10 protein-coding genes are annotated in these 19,089 nt (G+C 39.2%); 1 reads left to right on the forward strand and 9 read right to left on the reverse strand.

The genetic code is table 11. The features are described from left to right. Positions 1-72 precede the first annotated feature (72 nt). The 8 genes from H7U17_RS14380 to H7U17_RS14415 all read right to left on the reverse strand — a co-directional run bounded on the left by H7U17_RS14380 (position 73) and on the right by H7U17_RS14415 (position 16,534). Positions 73-3,444: a VCBS repeat-containing protein gene (locus H7U17_RS14380; RefSeq protein ID WP_186757450.1), complete on the reverse strand. Its 3,372-nt coding sequence runs from the start codon at positions 3,442-3,444 to the stop codon at positions 73-75. Positions 3,445-3,651: 207 nt separating this feature from the next. After that, positions 3,652-4,623: a BT_3987 domain-containing protein gene (locus H7U17_RS14385; protein WP_186757451.1), complete on the reverse strand. Its 972-nt coding sequence runs from the start codon at positions 4,621-4,623 to the stop codon at positions 3,652-3,654. Between the two features lie 19 nt (positions 4,624-4,642). Beyond that, complete coding sequence (locus H7U17_RS14390; RefSeq protein ID WP_186757452.1) at positions 4,643-6,331, reverse strand: RagB/SusD family nutrient uptake outer membrane protein; 1,689 nt, start codon at positions 6,329-6,331, stop codon at positions 4,643-4,645. Between the two features lie 29 nt (positions 6,332-6,360). Next, complete coding sequence (locus H7U17_RS14395; RefSeq protein ID WP_186757453.1) at positions 6,361-9,390, reverse strand: SusC/RagA family TonB-linked outer membrane protein; 3,030 nt, start codon at positions 9,388-9,390, stop codon at positions 6,361-6,363. Positions 9,391-9,429: 39 nt separating this feature from the next. Continuing rightward, on the reverse strand, positions 9,430-11,052 hold the full coding sequence (locus tag H7U17_RS14400; RefSeq protein ID WP_186757454.1) for a RagB/SusD family nutrient uptake outer membrane protein: 1,623 nt from the start codon (positions 11,050-11,052) through the stop codon (positions 9,430-9,432). Positions 11,053-11,080: 28 nt separating this feature from the next. After that, on the reverse strand, positions 11,081-14,431 hold the full coding sequence (locus H7U17_RS14405) for a SusC/RagA family TonB-linked outer membrane protein (protein ID WP_186757455.1): 3,351 nt from the start codon (positions 14,429-14,431) through the stop codon (positions 11,081-11,083). Between the two features lie 133 nt (positions 14,432-14,564). Beyond that, the gene (locus H7U17_RS14410) at positions 14,565-15,614 is read right to left on the reverse strand and encodes a FecR family protein (protein ID WP_186757456.1); all 1,050 of its coding nucleotides are present in this window, start codon (positions 15,612-15,614) and stop codon (positions 14,565-14,567) included. 254 nt (positions 15,615-15,868) lie between these two features. Further along, positions 15,869-16,534, reverse strand: a complete 666-nt coding sequence (locus H7U17_RS14415) for an RNA polymerase sigma factor (RefSeq protein WP_186757457.1) — start codon at positions 16,532-16,534, stop codon at positions 15,869-15,871. A gap of 629 nt (positions 16,535-17,163) precedes the next feature. Between H7U17_RS14415 and H7U17_RS14420 the strand changes: the two genes are divergently transcribed. Then, a complete protein-coding gene (locus H7U17_RS14420) occupies positions 17,164-17,754 on the forward strand; it encodes a hypothetical protein (protein ID WP_186757458.1) in 591 nt (196 codons plus the stop codon). Between the two features lie 335 nt (positions 17,755-18,089). On the opposite strand, the gene H7U17_RS14425 is transcribed toward H7U17_RS14420, so the two are convergent. After that, positions 18,090-19,052: a discoidin domain-containing protein gene (locus tag H7U17_RS14425; protein ID WP_186757459.1), complete on the reverse strand. Its 963-nt coding sequence runs from the start codon at positions 19,050-19,052 to the stop codon at positions 18,090-18,092. Positions 19,053-19,089: the final 37 nt, after the last annotated feature.

Consider the following 19,089-nt stretch of genomic DNA (forward strand, 5'->3'; position numbering starts at 1 on the left):
AACCCCAAAACTTTTATTTCAGGATTCAAATTACACTAAGACTGCATAAGGGTTATTTATATTATTAAAGCATCAATGTTCTTGCTCAAACTGATTTGTACGGGAAACAGCTTTGTTTTTAAAAACCTGCACACTATCATCATTTTTAGCCACAATAATAAGGTACTGGTCTCCCTTCAATTGGACTTTTACCATGTCCCTAATATCCCCGGAAATATCCAATTCACTCACCATGGTTGGTTTGGTAGAAAAATTACCTTGCCCGTCATTTTTCAAGAGAGTTCCTTTCGACGCATCATATTTACCCCATTCCACTCTGTTAGGGTAAAAATTCCCCGCTATCAGAAGGTCTTCATATTGACCATTGGTAATATTAACTTCTTCAGCTCCAAAAACTGAAGAGAACTGTGCCTCCAATGGGAGAGAAGTCGCTGCATATTTCCCTTGGTCATCGCTCATAACTACCATATTCTCCAAATAGGCTGCTTCTAGCACTTTAGCTTTGGCCAACTGTTCTGCACTTAATACATCCTCAATAGTTGCATCTGCATAATCCTCAAAGCGGATAAACTTTTTCTTTAAAATTGGCATCTGCTCAATCAGTTCATCCTTAGAAGCTATCGGATAACTCACCCCGTCGATATAATAGGTAAGAATTGGATCAACCGAGCCATTGCCATCAAAATCTCCAACATAAAGTCGCATTGGCTGATCCTTTGCTGCTTTAAACTGGGTATTCAAGCCCATATTCCCCAAGATTAAATCGCTTTGACCATCATTGTTCCAGTCACCGACTACCAAACTACAATACATCCCTGTCAAATTCTCCAGTCCAAGCTTAGTAGAAATTTCCTCGACCTCTTCATTAGAAAAATCAAAAACCATAAGCGGCATCAACTCCCCTACGACAACCAATTCTTTGGTGTCGTTTCCTGTCAAATCCACCCACTTTACATCCGTAACCATCCCAGGGGTTCTCAATATTTCAGGAGTAATATCCTCAAATTTCACTTTTCCTTTTTCAGAAACATTTCTCAACAAATAGCTTCTTGGTGCAACACCATAGCTTCCAGGACTTACCCTTCCCCCAACGAAAAGATCCATGTCTCCATCCCCATCAAAATCATTTGCGGATACAGCTATATTACTTCCCTTTAAATCAGGTAAAGCAGCATTGTCCTTAACAAATTTCCCCGCACCATTATTCAGATAAAGTCTGTCTTGAAGCTGCGGTGCTCCTGCAACGAATTCATTCCCACCACTACAAATATAGAGGTCCAAATCGCCATCTCCATCCGCATCAAAAAACGCCATACCCAAATCCTCACTTTGTTTATCTTCATTCCAAGGCTGGGAAACTGCTTTTTTATATTGTCCTGAAGCATTGGATATAAACAACTGACCTGATTGCCCCGCTGCACCTCCAATAAAAACATCTTCAACACCATCTCCATTCACATCACCAGTCCCGATCTTAGGTCCCAACTTGGAAAGCTGCTGATGTAAAAGTCGTTCATTTTTAAAATCCACATATTCATTTTCTACATGGACAAAATCAATCCCAGAGACTTGAGTGGCATCCTCAAGCATTTCTTCAATCTCCCAACTTGGAGATAAACCCTCACCTGTACTTTGTTCAGCATCTTTAATATCCAAAACTAATAAGGTATCTGCGACAAAATCCCTGATCAAGGTCTGCTTACCATTTGGCCAGTTCACTTCAAGTGCTTTTACTTCTTTATGCTCTCCTAAGCCAAAATGAAGCAAATTAGACATGGAGGACTGATAACCTCTTACTGGAAACAATTCCTGCACTTGAATCTCCTGACCAGTAGTCACCTTTACTTTTGCTCCAATGGCCGATGGATTCGCTCCTTCACCCTTTAGCTTGAGAGATAGGTAATGGTGATTATTCAGGCTATTGCTATGATTCTCATAAACAGATGCAAACTGATTAATATGATTGACCACAATATCCAAGTCACCATCTAAATCTAAATCCACGTATACTGCCCCGTTTGAAATGGTAGGCTGGTCAAATCCCCAATCATTGGTTACATCTTTGAAGGTCAAGTCCCCTTCATTTTTATAAATATAATTATGGATTTTAGTAGCTGGGATTTTATTGACCAAACCAATCAAATCAGGCTCCTTTCCGGATGCCCTTGCCTCTCTGGCTGCATTGGCATAGGTAAAGTTCAAAAAGTCCATATTGGTAAAATCCCTAAGGTAACCATTGGTCACGATCATATCCTTCCAGCCATCATTATCCAAATCAGCAAAAAGCCCCGTCCAGCTCCAATCTGTATTGGACACCCCTGCAAGCTGACCTATCTCACTAAATACAGGATTACCCTCAGCATCTTCTCCACGGTTTAGGTGAAGCATATTCCTCATGTTCTGATGATGAAATCCACTATCTACCAGCAAATTATAGGTATTATATTTATCGGGGCCCTTCAGTAGTTTCTGCCTTCTATTGTCCTCTGGCAGCATATCCAAAGTCAATACATCTATCCTTCCATCATTATTATAATCGGCCAAATCCCCTCCCATAGAAAACTTGGACAAGTGATCAAAAGATTGTTTTGAGCTTTCCTTGAAGGTTCCATCCTTTTGGTTCAAATAGAAAAAATCTTGCTCATTATAATCGTTGGAAACGTAAATATCCACCCAGCCGTCACCATTCACATCACTGGTATAAAGTCCTAGCCCGAAATTCAACCCAGAACCATCGATCATCGCTTCCTCACTTACATCAGTAAATTTATTGCCTTCATTTCGATAAAGACGATTGCCGTATTGTGGATGTCGGGTACTCCTTAACTGTGTAGTATTAAAAGTAGGGTTATAAAATGTCTTTCCGTGATTGAGTAAAAACATGTCCAAATCACCATCATTATCATAATCAAAAAAACTGGCTTGGGTAGAAAAGGTACCTACAGCATCAAGTCCGAACTCAGCAGCAGCCTCCCTAAAAGTCATATCCCCATTATTGAGGTAAAGTTCATTACTCCTTACAGGATTATCTCCCGGGCCAGAATAACAATAATAAATATCTTGCAGGCCATCTCCATTCACGTCTGCAACGGAAACTCCTGTCTTAAAACCTTCCCTACCTGACAATCCCGTGCTGGCTGTCACATCTTGGAATTGCAGGTTTCCTTTGTTTAAAAACACTTTATTAGCAACTATATTACCCGTAAAAATAAGATCAGGCAGATCATCATTATTCAAGTCAATTACTGCAACACCTCCACCATTATAGAGATATTCATAAGTCAAAATATTGAGGTCTTTGGTCTCTTTAATGGTATTTTCAAATTGAAGTCCGGTACTTTCGGGCGAAAGCTCCTCTAACATCAACTTCTTCTCTTCCTTTTGGCAGCTAAAGGATAATCCAATAATTAGGGAAAGTGATATATATTGACCAATTCCTTTCATTAGTAATCATTTTTTGTTGGGTGAATGCTGTTATTCCTCTCCAATATACACCTAGTAAAACCCTGGTAATTAATATAATAGACCTTTAAAACCTATTTTGGAAAGGCAGCTTCGAAGTTACAATATTTTTAGCGCTATTATAACTCCAGAATAAAAATCAAGAAAAGCCATCTTTTTGAGATGGCCTTTCCTGATATGGTTTAATTATTAGAAAGCATTGATTTCAGCAAGGTGTGAAAACTTAGTATCTCCATATGTACTAGTAATGGTTATTTGGAAATATCTAGCTACCTGAGGTGATTTCAAAAACACTGAATTATTTGCATTATCATCAGGAAGAACACCAGGGAATATATCCACTCGGGTCCAGTTTTCTCCATCATCACTCAATTCAACATAAATATCTTTCGCATCTCCTACACTTCTATTTTGCCTTTGTACAATTGAAAGTCCACTAACGAGTCTACCTTCTCCCATATCTATGGCTATAGAATGAGGCAAATCGGGTGTAGCACTATACCATTGAGTATGCCAGAAAGTCCCTATATCACCATCCAGAGCATGAATTGCATGGCCATTGGTTGCTCCGGATCCTTCAGTTTCTTCAGAAGAAACTGAAGCTATGGTCCAACCTGTCCTTTCAAATGGCTCATAAACTGGAGGATTAGCTTCCACCAAGAAATAAGAAGTTTTCAGTTCTTCATTCAAAGTGATATTACCATCCACAGAGGTGATAGTAACAGGCAATAAGTATTGTGTCTCAAACTCAAATCCATTGATCGGATTAATATTGATCTTCAAGGGTTCAGAAGCCATATCACCAGCAGGAATACTCACTGAACTGCTGGAAAGCTCAAAGCTCTCCGTAGGCAATGCAGGGTAACTGGTTCCATTGGCATCATTAAAGGCATCCACTAGGCTCAAATCTGCAGCAAAATTAACGCTGATTTCAGTGCCCAAAGTGTAAGGCGCACCATAAGCAGCACCAAAAACGATAGACTGAACGCTGTCCTTCAATACTAGGCTATGACTTGAAGAAGCACTTACTGCCTGTGGCATATACAATTTGGTATATTGCTCTGGTTGCTCCACCACAAAGTCCGGATCACAGGAAGTCATGAGCACTAGGCCCATGAACATTCCTCCGATTGGATTGATTATTTTTTTATATAGATTCATGATTTTGCTTTTTTAAAGTTTACCACATTGGATTTTGCTGAAGATTTCCGTTGGTATTATTGATTTCAGACTGAGGAATTGGGAACAGGTACATTTTTTCCGTAAATACCCTGTCTTCCACTTCAATCACATCATATTCAAAATCATCCCCCGACTTGGTAATTCTCAAACCATGTACAGGACCATTGAATTCATCTTCTGCGGTTTTCCATCTTCTGGTATCAAAGAACCTTTGACCTTCAAATGCAAATTCAATTCTTCTTTCATGCCTGATTTTCGCACGCATTTCATCCTGAGATAATCCTTCAGGAAGAGCTGGCATTCCGGCTCTATCCCTTACCTCATTGATAGCGTCATAAACAGATGCATCTGGACCTACAGCTTCATTTTGTGCTTCAGCATAACCCAAAAGAATTTCAGCATACCTCAAAATCACCCAGTTTTTGGTACTTCTCTGGTCTCTCAAAATATCCAATTCTGGATCCATAAACTTGCGCATATAGTAACCTGTCAAAGTAGCGCCGTTCACACCTTCTCCATCAAGACCTCCTACATAACTCTCTACCGGCCTTCCTCTCCAGTCAGCACCATTATAAAGAATAGAAAGATAAAAACGTGGGTCACGATTATCGAAAGGAGCTGCCGCATGCACTGGATTGTTCCAGTCAAAGGCAGTACCGTCCGCCATTTCATAAGCTTCTACCAAATCCTGGGTAGGGTTGATTCCTCCCCCACCACCTTCGTAGCCTACAGGCGTATGGTTACGTTCTATATCATTTCTGTTAAAATAAATGATTTCGAAAATGGTTTCAGGACTTCCTTGGTTTCTTACAAATGCCCTGTCATAATTATTGTTAAGGCTATATGCACCTGACTCGATTACTTCTTTATAAGCATCAGCAGCAGCCTGCCATTTATCCAAGTCATTGCCTGAATTATGTAAAGGACTGGCTGCCAACATCAACACCTGAGCTTTAAAGGCATCGACCATTGGTTGGGTGGCTCTACCTTTATTGGCCTGATAATAATTATAATTTTCCGGCAATAATGGTCTAGCAGATTCCAAATCATCCAAGATAAAATTCACACATGCTTCGAAAGATGCTCTGGTAGAATTCACCTCATCTCCTAACTCATAGGTCTGATCAATAATCGGTACACCTCCATATCTCCTGATCAACTCATAATAATAATATGCTCTCAAGAAATATACCTCTCCGGTCAATCTGGTCTTTAACTGCTCTGCAGTAATCAAATTACCATCAGGAGCCAATTCACTATTATCACGGATAGGTTCATCGTAGGTTTCCAAGACCATTCTGTCCACATTTTCAAAGAACAAATTGGCTTTTCTAACCGCCGAATACATATCTGACCAAATATTGGCTGGATTATAAGAAGGCGTCCAGTTTCCTGAATTTAGGAAGTTTACCGGTGAAGAAAGCTCCGAGTACTTGGAATCATCAGTGGCAGAAGCCAACATTCCTGCTCCTAAAAAGCTAACAGTACCTATATCTCCATTAGTAGTATTGGCACCACGATATTCGTCTATTCTATAGCTATAAAGGTCGTTTACAAATTGATAAGTCAAGTTATAATCTGTAAATACACGCTCTTCATCTACATCTGATACTACAGGGCGATCCAGATAATCTTGGCATGATGACATACTTAATGCCAACAAGCACACCCCTATATATTTATGCATTTTATTCATGTTCTGTCTCTTTTTTCAGCTTACAAACTCACCCTTACACCAAGGCTTACAGTTTTCATAATCGGATAGCTTGAGATACCAGATTGGATATTCTCAGGATCAAAATCTAGATCATCGAAAGTCAAGAGATTATAACCATTCGCATAGATTCTTGCCTTATAAACACCGATTCTCTCTGTCAACTGACCTGGCAGCGTATAACCCAATTCAACATTTTTCAACCTCAGGTACTTCACATCTCTTAACCAGAAAGTAGAATTTCTGTAGTTGTTTGAATTGTCGCCTGCACTCAACCTAGGATAATCTGCTGTGTCAGCCGTTTCAGGTGTCCATCTGTTCAATACAAACTCAGTAGGTTTGGCATTATCTGCAAAGCCCATAGTTGCACGGTTCAAGATAAACGCACCTCTACTACCTGCACCCTGAACCAAGGCACTGATATCAAAACCTTTATAGCTCAAGCCGATCTGACCACCATAGTATAATTGAGGAAGGGTTGGTTTACCTATTGCGCTTTCATCCCTGTAATCAATGATATCATCACCATTCAGGTCCTTGTATTTGATATCTCCAGGTTTTACAGTTCCATAAGTTTGCAATGGGCTATTGGCTATATCCGCTTCATCTTCAAAGAAACCAACAGCGGTCAATCCAAATCCTTGATTAATAGGATTTCCTCTTCTGTATTCCCAATCATTTTCTCTGAATGGCTCATCTTGATAAACAATATTACTTTTGTTAAAAGAACCTAAGGCCCTTACAAAATAGCTTAGATCACCAGTTTCATTGTTCCAGGTCACATCCCATTCGAATCCTTTATTGGTAGCAATGCCCACATTACTTGCAGGAAGGATAGCCCCCATCAAATCAGGAATAGTGTTCAGCTGAGAAAGAATATCCTCTCTTCTTTCATAGAAAGCATCTACACTGATGTTCAAGTGATTGTCCACCAATCCTAGGTCAAAACCAAAATTACCCATCTTGGCTTTTTCCCAAGTAGCACCTAGGTTAGGAAGGTTGCCCTCTCTTCTCGTTCCTGCACGATCTTGATTGCCAAAAAGAACAGTTCCACCACCGGTATACCTGCTCAAATAAGGGAATCTACCTCCACCTATTTGATCATTACCTAGTAGGCCAAAGGAACCTCTAACCTTTAAGTAATCAATGGCACTGCTATTTTTCAAGAAATCTTCCTTAGAGGCTATCCATCCAGCAGAAACTGTCGGGAAAAATCCAAATCTTTCACCTGGAGCAAAATTTTCAGATCCTGAATAAGACATGGACAATTGACCGATATACTTTCCTTTGTTTACATAGGTACCTCGCAAGGCTACCAGTTGTGTAGCATAAGGATCAGGAATATTGTTCACGGTATATTTTGATTGGTAATAAACCAAATTGGCCATTACTTCATGATCAGTACCGAAAGTACGATTATAATCAAAACCAGTCTTCACCCCAACTCTACTGTTCTGACGCTGTGATTGACCTCTCCCAGAAAGAGGCTCATCATTACCAAACTGCGTATAGGTACCATCCTGATTCAATTGGAAAACAGCAAAGTCTTTACTTTGGCTTACCAATTGGTCATAATAACTATCCATGGTAAATCCTACATGGAATTTCAAACCTTTGATAATTTCATCCAATTTTCTGGAAGCCTCTACAGTTCCCAAGAAGAAATTAGAACGGTTTTCCACAAAACCGGTATTTGTGATCAAACCATAAGGGTTAGCTCCATACTGGGCATTTCCACCGATGGATCCATCTTCATTAAGCATTGGGAACAATCCCGGAGGATAGCCTGAAAGGTTATTGAAAATCATACCTGACCCTGAACCTGGGAAGTTCCTGTTTTCCAATCTCCCCGCCAAATCCAACTTAATTGCTGTTTTTGGGTTCAGGTCGACATCAATATTACTTCGGAAATTATATCTGGTATAATTAGCATCCGTGCTATAACCATCATTCAGGTCGGTATATTTATAAAGACCTTTCTGATCCAACATCCCCAAAGACACAAAGTACCTTGCAGTTTCATTTCCACCGCTGATATTGAAATTATGTCTTTGTTGAGAAGATTGGTCCTTAAGGATTTCATCATGCCAGTTTACATTCGGATACAGCCATGGATTACTTCCAGTCCTATAAGCCTCGATAGCTTCGGAGTTGAAACGCTCAGGGAGACCATCATTTCTCAATGCCTCATTATATAAGGTCGCATACTGGTAAGAATCCAAGTATTCTGGCAAATCGATCGGAGATTGGAAACCAAATTCAGTATTGAAATTAATCCTGGTTTGGTTTGCTTGACCTCTTTTGGTTTTCACCATCAATACTTTATTGGCACCAAAGATACCGAACATGGCATTGGCAGCCCCATCCTTCAATACAGTGATGGATTCAATTTCATTTGGATCAAACTGACCGAAATCTCTTTCATAACCATCAACAAATACTTTAATAGAATTATTACCAAAAGTAGACAATCCACGAATATAAAGGGATGCACCATCATAGCCTGGCTCACCGGTACCTTGCCTAGTCACCAAGCCTGGCAATCTACCAGCCAAGGCGTTTGACAAATTGGCTACAGGGCTCTGACGAACTTCTTCCATACCTATGGAACTTCTTGCCTCAGTGGTATACTCACTAGGCAACTCGCCCCACATCAAATCGGCCTTTTGAGTCTTAGAAGACTCCAAGCTGATATAAGCTGCTCCCCGTAAATCTTCTACCGTAATGGTTTGGCTGATATAAGCCGCTCCTTCTATAGTCAAGGAATCATCATCACCGCTAACGGTGATGGTGAAATTTCCTAGCCTATCAGTTTCTACTTCTTCCTGGGTATTTACAGAAGTAACTGTAATTCCCATCAATGCCTCACTATCGGCATTGACTACTTTTCCACTTACCTTTTTGTCCTCCATTCCCAAAGAATAGGAATGTTTGGCAGCAAAGGCAACCTGCTTTCCTGTGAATAAGCCTAGCATCAACACCAAGCACAAGGCACTCAGAAAGCGAAATTTATTTCTTATCTGTAGTATCATATATTTCTATTTTAGAGATGAAATACCCGAGACTTGTGCCTACCACAATGGGTTTTGCTCTAGGTTCTCGTTGATGTTGATTTCTGATTGAGGAATTGGATACAAATTGAACTTAGGCGCATCGTATCTTCTTTCCTGAAAAACGTTCTTTTCGTAAGTCAGCGATCCATCCGCGTTCTTGGTCATTTTATAACCATACATCGGTCCACCCAGTACTTCACCAATCTTCCATCTTCTTACATCAAACCATCTGTGCTCTTCGAAAGCCAATTCTACTTGACGTTCTTTCCAAATCCTTTCTCTCATCTCTGCCTGACTAAGGTTTCTTTCCAAAGCTGGAAGGCTAACAGTCTGTCTACCCCTGATCATATCCAATGCATCGTAGACCTCTGCTACCGGTCCATTTACTTCGTTCATTGCTTCAGCATAATTGAGGTACATTTCACCTAGCCTGAATACAATCCATGTTCTGGTATTATTTTGGAAGTTTTCCTGCACATACTTCTTCAGATTAAAACCTGTGCGCGTTCCGTCTCCTGCTTTTCCTTGTCCCGGAGGTGGCGTTCTACCATCTTTTCCACCATCCCAAGATTCGTAGGAATCTCCAAACCAGGTATCACCTGGAATAACCACTGTTTGATATAATCTAGGATCTCTGTTTTCCAATGGTTGCTCAGGATTATATCCGGAACTAGGATCATCAATGGTCTTTCCGTTTTCCATATCATAAGACTCCACAAAGTTTACCGTAGGATTGGTACCTCCCCATCCTCCATTAATATTACCACTTGGTCTGTTCCATGTATCAAAGAAACCATTGCCATAATCTACTCTGGCATAAATGATTTCCTCATTAAAAGGCTCAAGGAACAATTCCTGGTAGTCAGGATATAGGGAATACGTCCCCAAATCGATCACATCCTTAGCGGCCTTTGCTGCCGCTTCCCATCTGCTGGTTTCATTGGAAGGATTATGCAATGGACTGGCAAAATACAATAGCGCCCTTGCTTTCAATGCCATGGCTGCTCCTCGGGTTACTCTTCCCAAATCAGATGAACCATAAGTGCCCGGTAATATCCCTGATACGGCATCGCACTCACTTACGATGAAATTCACACATTCCTCCATGGTATTACGAGGAAGCGCAAGATCAGCATCCAAAGACAATAACTCCGTTACCAAAGGCACCCCTCCATATCTCTCTACCAAGGTGAAATAATAATAAGCCCTTAGGAATCTTGCTTCAGCCTTCATCCTTGTCTTTAGCTCGTCATTGCCAGGAACCTGGTCGATATTTTCCAAGAAAAGGTGTGCCTTTCTAATAAACTGGTATTGACGGCTCCAGATATTATCAAATTGGTTAGTGGGAGACCAAGCGCCATTGGTAACAGGCCAGGTACCGGCCCAACTGAAGGAGTTAACGCCTTCATCAGTAGCACTGGCCAGCATAGCATAACTATAGGTACCTGCTTGAAGACCTGATCTAATTCCCGAGTAAACATTATTCAAGACTTTCTCTGCTTGTAAGATATCACTGAACACGATGTCTTTAGTCAAGTCATCTTGCTGAGGTTCGGGATCCAAATATTCAGCACAAGAAGACAAAGCTAAAATCAAGACTGAAAACAGCGTGTATATCTTTATGTTCAATTTTATATTCATATTTTTTAGCTTAAGCAACTTTCAAAATTTAAAATGTAACTGAAAGACCTGCATTGAAGACCCTCATGATAGGATATTGCCACCCTCTGAAGTACCTACTTCCCGAGCTATCTCTCATTTCTGGATCTTGCCATTCTACATCATCCCAAGTCAAAAGATTGGTACCATTTACATAAATTCTGCAATTGCTTGCATTGAATTTCGATAAGAAGCTCTTAGGAAGGGAATAACCGATCTCCAAGTTTTTCAATCTCAAATAAGAAGCGTCTTTCAACCAAAAATCTGAAACTTGGAAATTATTATTTGCTCCATCTGAAGCACTACTGATCCTAGGATAAGTAGCTGTGTCCTTCGTTTCAGGTGTCCATCTTCCCAAGTGGTGCTCCATCGCTTTGGCACTATTAAAGAATTCCCAACCAGCTTCTTGAAGAAAATAAGAGCTTCCATTGGCGGCACCTTGGAACAGCATACTGAAGTCAAATCCTTTATAATCAAAACCTACAGTAGCACCATAAATAATCTCTGGGAACAGCGGATAGCCAATTGGCCCCATATCTTCGGCATTGATGATACCATCACCGTTCAAATCCTTGTATTTGATATCTCCAGGAAGCACCATTCCAAATGCTGATTGATCAGCCCAGTTGTCAATTTCTTCTTGAGAATCAAAGAAGCCTAAATTCTGATAACCAAAGATTTGGCCCAGTGGGGTTCCTTCTTCAGACATCCATGGATATTCCGGTGTAGGCTCAGTCAGGTTGCTACGAACGTTTCTCGCATAGGACATATTTCCTGTTACGAAATACCCAAAATCGCCAGAAATCCTGTTTCTATGACTTAGTTCAATCTCGAAACCGTTGTTCTCCATCACACCAATATTTACCGGAGGAAGAGAAGACTGTCCCAAAATGCCAGAAACATCTCTTCTGGTCATCAAGATATCGTTTCTGCTTTCACGGAATAGATCGAAAACAATTCCGAATTTATCTTCATAGAAGAAGGCTTCTATACCAATATTGCTTTTCTTGGCTTTTTCCCAGGTCACCAAGGGGTTACCCAGTTCTGTCTCTCCCAAACCTCCAGTATTATTTGGGTTCTCCCCAAAAGGATAACCGTCTACACTACCGTATTTATCAGGGAAATACAACCATCTTCTACCTCCAATTCCTGAGTTACCTACCAAACCGTAAGAACCTCTCAATTTCAAAAAGCTTACCCAAGGTGCAGAATCCTTGATCCAAGATTCTTCACTGATTACCCAACCAGCAGAGGCCGAAGGGAAGAAACCAAATCTAAGACCCGGTGCAAAGTTATCCGTACCATTATAGCCCATATTGAACTCGGCCAAGTACTTGTCCTTATATCCATAAGTTACACGACCTACTAGGCCTAGCTTAGAAGCTGGCCAGTTGGCATTTCTCCAAGTACGATCTGTATTGAATAAAGCCAAGGCAGAAACAGCATGGTCCTCATCAAATGTCCTGGCATAATCAATAGCAAATTCAGTATAGAATCTTCTGCTGTTATTATCCCAATCAGATCCAAAGGAAAGCGGAGTCTCTACGCCTGTCTTTGGAATATAAACCGGGTTACCATCTTCGTCCAAACTATATCTCACTTCCATGAATGACTTTGTCCATCGCTCATTATACCTATAGACATTATCATAAGCACCCATGGCCCTGGCAGACAAACCTTCCGTAATAAAGTCAAGTTTATGGTTAAGCTTTACGGTCAACTCAAATGTATTCAAATACTGTCTGTTATAACCAGATTGGGTTACCTGCCCTACAGGATTGGCACCTACATTGGATGCAGCAAGAGAACCATCAGGATTGTAAACAGAAGACTCATAAGGCTTCAATCTGGCCATTCCTGAGAAAATGGTCCCTAAACCAATTGCAGGTCCATTTCTAATTTCTCTCCTACCAGCCAAGTTCACAGAAGCTGTAAAATCATTGGTCACATCAAAGTCCAAATTAGAACGGAAATTATAACGTTGGAACCTATCAGTAGCATCGTAATCAGGCGTTTTGGCATCCTTATAAAGACCTCTCTGAGTCAAATAACTACCTGAAACAAAATACCTGGCCGTTTTGGTACCTCCACTAATTTTAATATTTGCTTGTGATTGTGGAGCAGAACTGTTCAACACCGCATCATACCAGTCTGTATTTGGATAAAGATAAGGATCTGAACCTGTTCTGAACTTTTCCAATTCCTCATCAGAGAACAATGCCTCTTGCCCCTCATTTCTTAATCCCTCATTCATCAACATGGCCGTATTATAGGAGTCCAAATAATCAGGCAATTGTGTAGGGGATTGAGTAGCCTGGTTGAAAGTTGCCGTTACTTTAGGCTTACCAATCTCACCTCTTTTGGTAGTAATCAAGATTACACCATTGGCACCACGTACACCAAAAACCGCCGTCGCTGAGGCATCCTTCAAAATCGATATGGTCTCTACTTCATTTGGGTCAATCTGATTAAAGGGTCTTTCCACACCATCTACTAAAACCAAAGGATCTGCGTTATTGGTCGTACCCACACCACGAATCCTAATGGTCGGAGCATCAGAACCTGGCGCACCACCTCTTTGCTGAACAATCAAACCCGGCAATCTACCACCAAGGGCATTACCAAGGTTAGCTGTTGGTGACTGCAAAAGGTCTTTGGTATCAATGGAATTAACCGCTCCTACCAAAGTCGCTTTTTTCTGCATACCATAACCTACCACAACCACTTCGTCCAAGCCCATGGTATTTTGGGAAAGCTTCACTTCAATAGAACTTCTTCCATTTACGGGAACTTCCATTGGTTCAAAACCTACAAACCTCACAATAAGGACGCCGTCCTCAGGCACATCTTCCAAAACAAACTTGCCATCAAGATCAGTAATGGTTCCTGTAGAGGTTCCCTTGATGAGGATATTGGCTCCTGGAATTGGAAAATCCTGATCATCATAAACAGTACCGGTTACTTTGATACCCGCTACAATTTCCTGGGTATCATTTTCCTTTTGGCTAACATGGATAGTTTTATTGACCTGCTTGAACTTAAGTCCATAATCCTTTGACAAATTCTCCAGTAAAACCAGAACAGATTGATCGTCAACATTGACTGTTACAGCAGAAATTTTCTTATCCAATTGGTCCTCGTATGCAAAGAAAAGCCCTGTTCTTTCGCCAACCTCACGCAATACTTGAGTAATAGGCTTACCTGCAGACCTTAAGGTGACTTTCATTTTTGCAATATCCACCTGTCTCCTTTCAACCGCACCATATGCATATTGGCTGGCATAAATCGGAGAAATCAGCATCATACAAAAAGCAAAAACACATAGGGCAGTACTGAGCTCCTTACGTATAAATTTTTCCATAAATTAATTCTTATTAGTTTCTAAATGATGTGCATTAATACCTGATGAATAAAATATCAGGTGACGGCCATGCAAATGGCAAAGGTGATTTTTCATAGGCAATAACATTTTTATTTATAGGTTTATATTCGTTCTATTTTCTGATCGTGACTTGCTTATTCTCTATTTGAAATTGAAAATGTTTGGTATAACTGATGCCCTTTAGGATATTTTCAAGGGATTCATTTTCATAATGGCCACTGAAAGTCCCAGATAATTCCACCCCTTTTTGGACTTCTATATCCACACCATACCATTCTTCCAAATCCTTAAAGACTTCGGCATATTTTTGCTGTTCAAAAACAATGACACCGTCTTTCCATCCCGACAAAAATGCGGCATCCACATTTGTTTTGATGAGCTCCTTTTTATCGACACTTAAGCTTACCCTTTCAGATGGCAACACCAATTCAGAAATTCCCTCATGCGTTTCCACTGCCACCTTTCCTGTTAATACCGTCACCTGCTGAACATTGGACTCACTATAGGCATCTACATCAAAAGAGGTCCCCAGTACCTTGACATTAAATTCATGAGTACTCACATTAAAAGGTTTGGATTCATTCCTGGTAACATCAAAAAATCCTTGCCCGACCAGCTTCACCTCCCTTAGACTGTCCGAAAATGTGGAAGGAAAACTCAATTCACTGGATGAGTTTAGTTTAACTTTCGTACCATCTGGAAGAAAAAATGTTGATTTGGCACCTTTCGCAGTTTTCTTGGTGATCCAAACGATTTGTTCTGACTCGTCTTCAACATGCTGTAATTCAAAATAGCTTGTTGCGGTAAAAAGTAATACCAAAGCCAAACAAGCTGCTAGCATTACTGCAGTACCCCTGTCTATTTTGAACAGGCGAAACTTCTTCCTATTATCTTTTAAAGCAACTTTCCTTTTTCGGTCCTGATGGTGGACCATAACATGGTCCAGGATGGATTCCAATTTCTCATCATCTCTTCCTTTCTCTTCCTCTTGGGAAAATGAAAGCAATACATCCTTGGCTCTTGAAAAAATCAAAACCTTATCAGGATGGTTTTTCAACCACCTATTCCAATAGCGCTCAGATTCCTCATTTGGATGAAGGACCCATTGAACGAAAAAATCATTCTCTAAAAAATCTACTTCTGTTTTTGGATTAAATTCCATTGATCTCTTGACTGTATTTTTAACTCCTTATTTATAAAGTGCAGGTATTAAAAAAAACAACCACTAAAAAATTTCATTTTTTTTACGATTTTTAAATATTATCGTAAGCATTCAACAAATACATGGTTGAATTCAAAACAAAACAACAAATCAATTAATATAAAATACGGTTTTAAAAGATTAGTTGAAATAATGTTTTAAATAACAAAAATATTTAACTTAAAATAAGGATATATTCAGAAGCAATTTGAAAGCTAAATTATTCCCGCGAAGACAAATACAATAAAAGAATAAATGGACTTTTTCAGAGGGGCCAACACTTTATTCAGCCGAGCAAGGGAACGGTACATCATCGTCCTAACAGTTTTGGCATTTGCCAGTTCCATCATGGAAGCGATCTGTTCATAACTCATCCCTTCAAAAAACCTCAAGTTCAACATTTCCCTCTGCCGGGCTGGCAACTGGTTAACCGCATTCATGATCACCTTTTTATGCCGCTCACTGATAATTTCATGGACAGGGTGATATCCATTATTCATATTGATCAAAAAGCCTTCAAAATCATCATTATCGGGATTTATCACCTTTTTGTCCTTTTCAAGCGCCTTCATTAGGGTTCTCCTAAAAACCGAAAAAAGATAAAACTTCACTGATTTGGCTACTGATAATTTTTCGCGGGCATCCACCAAATAGATAAACACATCTTGGATGGTATCGTATATCAGCTCATCACATTGAGTGAATTGCCTTCCATAATTAAAAAGTTTTTTTGAATAGATACGGTAAATATCAGCCAGGGCCTTGTCACTTCCTCTTAAAAACTCCACCCATAACAATCCCTCCAATTCCTTTTTTTCTTCAAAGAATGGGCTTTTGGGTTTATGAGGAGTTTCAGAATAAAGTGCTTGATGACTTTTCATTACCTTCTTTTGAGAAATATTTTATTTATCAAATACTTTCAAATATAAAAACAATAATTCTTAATCAAAATTTAACAATAGGTTTAAATTAGGTTTCGAAAGAAATCACTATTGAGTATTCATATTAGCAAAAAAAGAACCATATTCCTCTATAGTATTCCTTTTCTAAACATGGTTAAGTCAATCCACCATCTGCTCTTGATAAAATATAAAATGCTCTCATCCTGATTGTACACAAAAATTAAAACCAATATTTTCCAAAAGCCTCCTATTTTATTCAAGAAAGCCAAAAAGAACATTTTCAATAAAGACACGTATTTAACTCAGAAGCCGTAATTGACTTTTAATCTAATTAGTAGAAAACCCATTATTATTGTCCTCTATAAAAGGACTTTTCATTATATAATTTTATATCTCATAAAAGAACTACCTTTTAACTCAAATAATTTTTAATCATTTTTTCAATAAGCACATAAATACAGAAAAATCATCACGTAATGGTCCACACGAATCAGACACAAGAAAAACCCGATGTTTCAATAGATTTATCAACAGCTAATAGCCTTTAGATTCATTGCGGAAATAAAATTTTATCAATCCTTATTTAATTTTAATTAAACAATTTTTAAATGACTAAATCAATATTATCATTAACATTCCTTTTTTTAAGCTTATTGCAAGCAGCATTCGGGCAGGAAAAAAATAAAGTCGATCAATTTAAAGAACACATTAATAATCTAGGTCTAAAGTTTCATCTACCAAATAATTACACCTTTAGTGAATCAAAAGGATCCTTTACCTGTGGAGATCACAAATTATCTAGTACCATACTCCTAATTGTAAAAAACAGCTCTGACGATGTAAGAATAGGGTTTACATTTATAGAAAATAGCCATAAAATGGAAAAATCTATTCAAAAAATTTCACCTTCATATGATACAAATAAATCTTATTTAATTTCTGCAAAACTAAAGGCTGACACCATTAATTCTAACCTGATTTTTTATGACAAATCGATATTAGAAAAATTAGGTTTTGACGATGGTGGAGAGTATTCTAGAAATTGCCCACTGCCCTTTGCTCAAAAGTACCCCTTTAATAGAACTGTTTTCTTTCATAAAGACTATGTCGCAGACTTTGAAATAACATTTTTTGCACTAACTAAGGAAAAATTAGAAATCGAATTAAACAGATTGAAATATATTCTCATCTCAGAATAACAATTTGTAATACAAACCCTGAACTATTTTCTACCAAAAGGAGGAGGTAGCCGATATTGAAATGACGATTTTCGCAATAACCAAGGAAAACTCGAATTAGACATCAATAATTTAAAACAAACAATTACTTCAAAATAGGACAATCACTTGATTATCAATCAACACACAAGATTAATATCAAGCTGAACTGGCCCATTATGACTATTATGGGTTATATCCAGAAATAGCCATAATAAGGAGATCACTAAAGAGACTTTCTTATATACCTAGTGGAAACAAAAAAAAGCTGCCCCAAACTATTTGGAGCAGCTTTCTCAATAAACTACTAGATAAAATTAAAAGGCATAAATCTCTGCCATGTGGGTAAAATTGGTATCCCCATGGGTGCTAGTGATGGTCACCTTAAAGTACCTGGCATTTTGTTGAGCCTTAGCGAAAACAGGGTTGTTATTATTGTCATTAGGAAGACTTCCCGGGAATATATCCACTTGGGTCCAATTCTGCCCATCCTCGCTTACCTCAATAAACAAATCGTTAACATTTCCGCTACCTCTATTCTGCCTTTGGATAAAAGAGAAACCGTTAATCAACTTACTTTCACCCATATCAACAGTTATAATATGAGGCAAGCCAGGAGAGGCGCCTTGCCACTGAGTATGCCAGAACGTTTCAATATCCCCATCCAAAGCATGCTTGGCATGTCCATTATTTTCACCTTCTCCCGACACTTCTTCTGAAGAAACATCAAAAACACCCCATTGCGACCTGTCATAAGCCTCATATACAGGAGGGTTGGCATCCACTAAAAAATAAGTGGTCCTCAACGTTTCATTAATTGGCAAATCACTCTGTACGGATTTGATAGTCACAGGAAGCAAATATTGCGTTTCAAAATCAAAACCTTTACCAGGGTTTACCCACATCTTCAACGAATTGGATTGCATTTCTCCTGAATTGATAAAGGCCTGTTTTCCAGAAAATTCATAAGTACCTTCTGGCATCATTTCATAACCTGTTCCATTTTCCTGGTTAAACTCAGCTACCATTTCTGGAGCCAATTCAAACTGGATATCCATTTCCATTTCCAAAACATCTGGGGAGCCATAAGCGGCCCCAAAGACGAGGGCCTGTGCACTATCTTTCATCACTAAGGTATGCTGGGAGGGCTTATCAACAGCTTGTGGCATATAAATCTGTGCAAAAGGACTGATTTCAAGGTCATCATTTTCGCAAGAGGACAAGGTCAACATTGTTAGCAGACCTATCATCCCTAAATGAAATAAAGTATATTTTTTCATATTGTTTACTACATTTTTAATTTGAAATCTAACTACC

The sequence above is a fragment of the Echinicola salinicaeni genome, assembly GCF_014280965.1.
GTDB classification, from domain to species: Bacteria; Bacteroidota; Bacteroidia; order Cytophagales; family Cyclobacteriaceae; genus Echinicola; species Echinicola salinicaeni.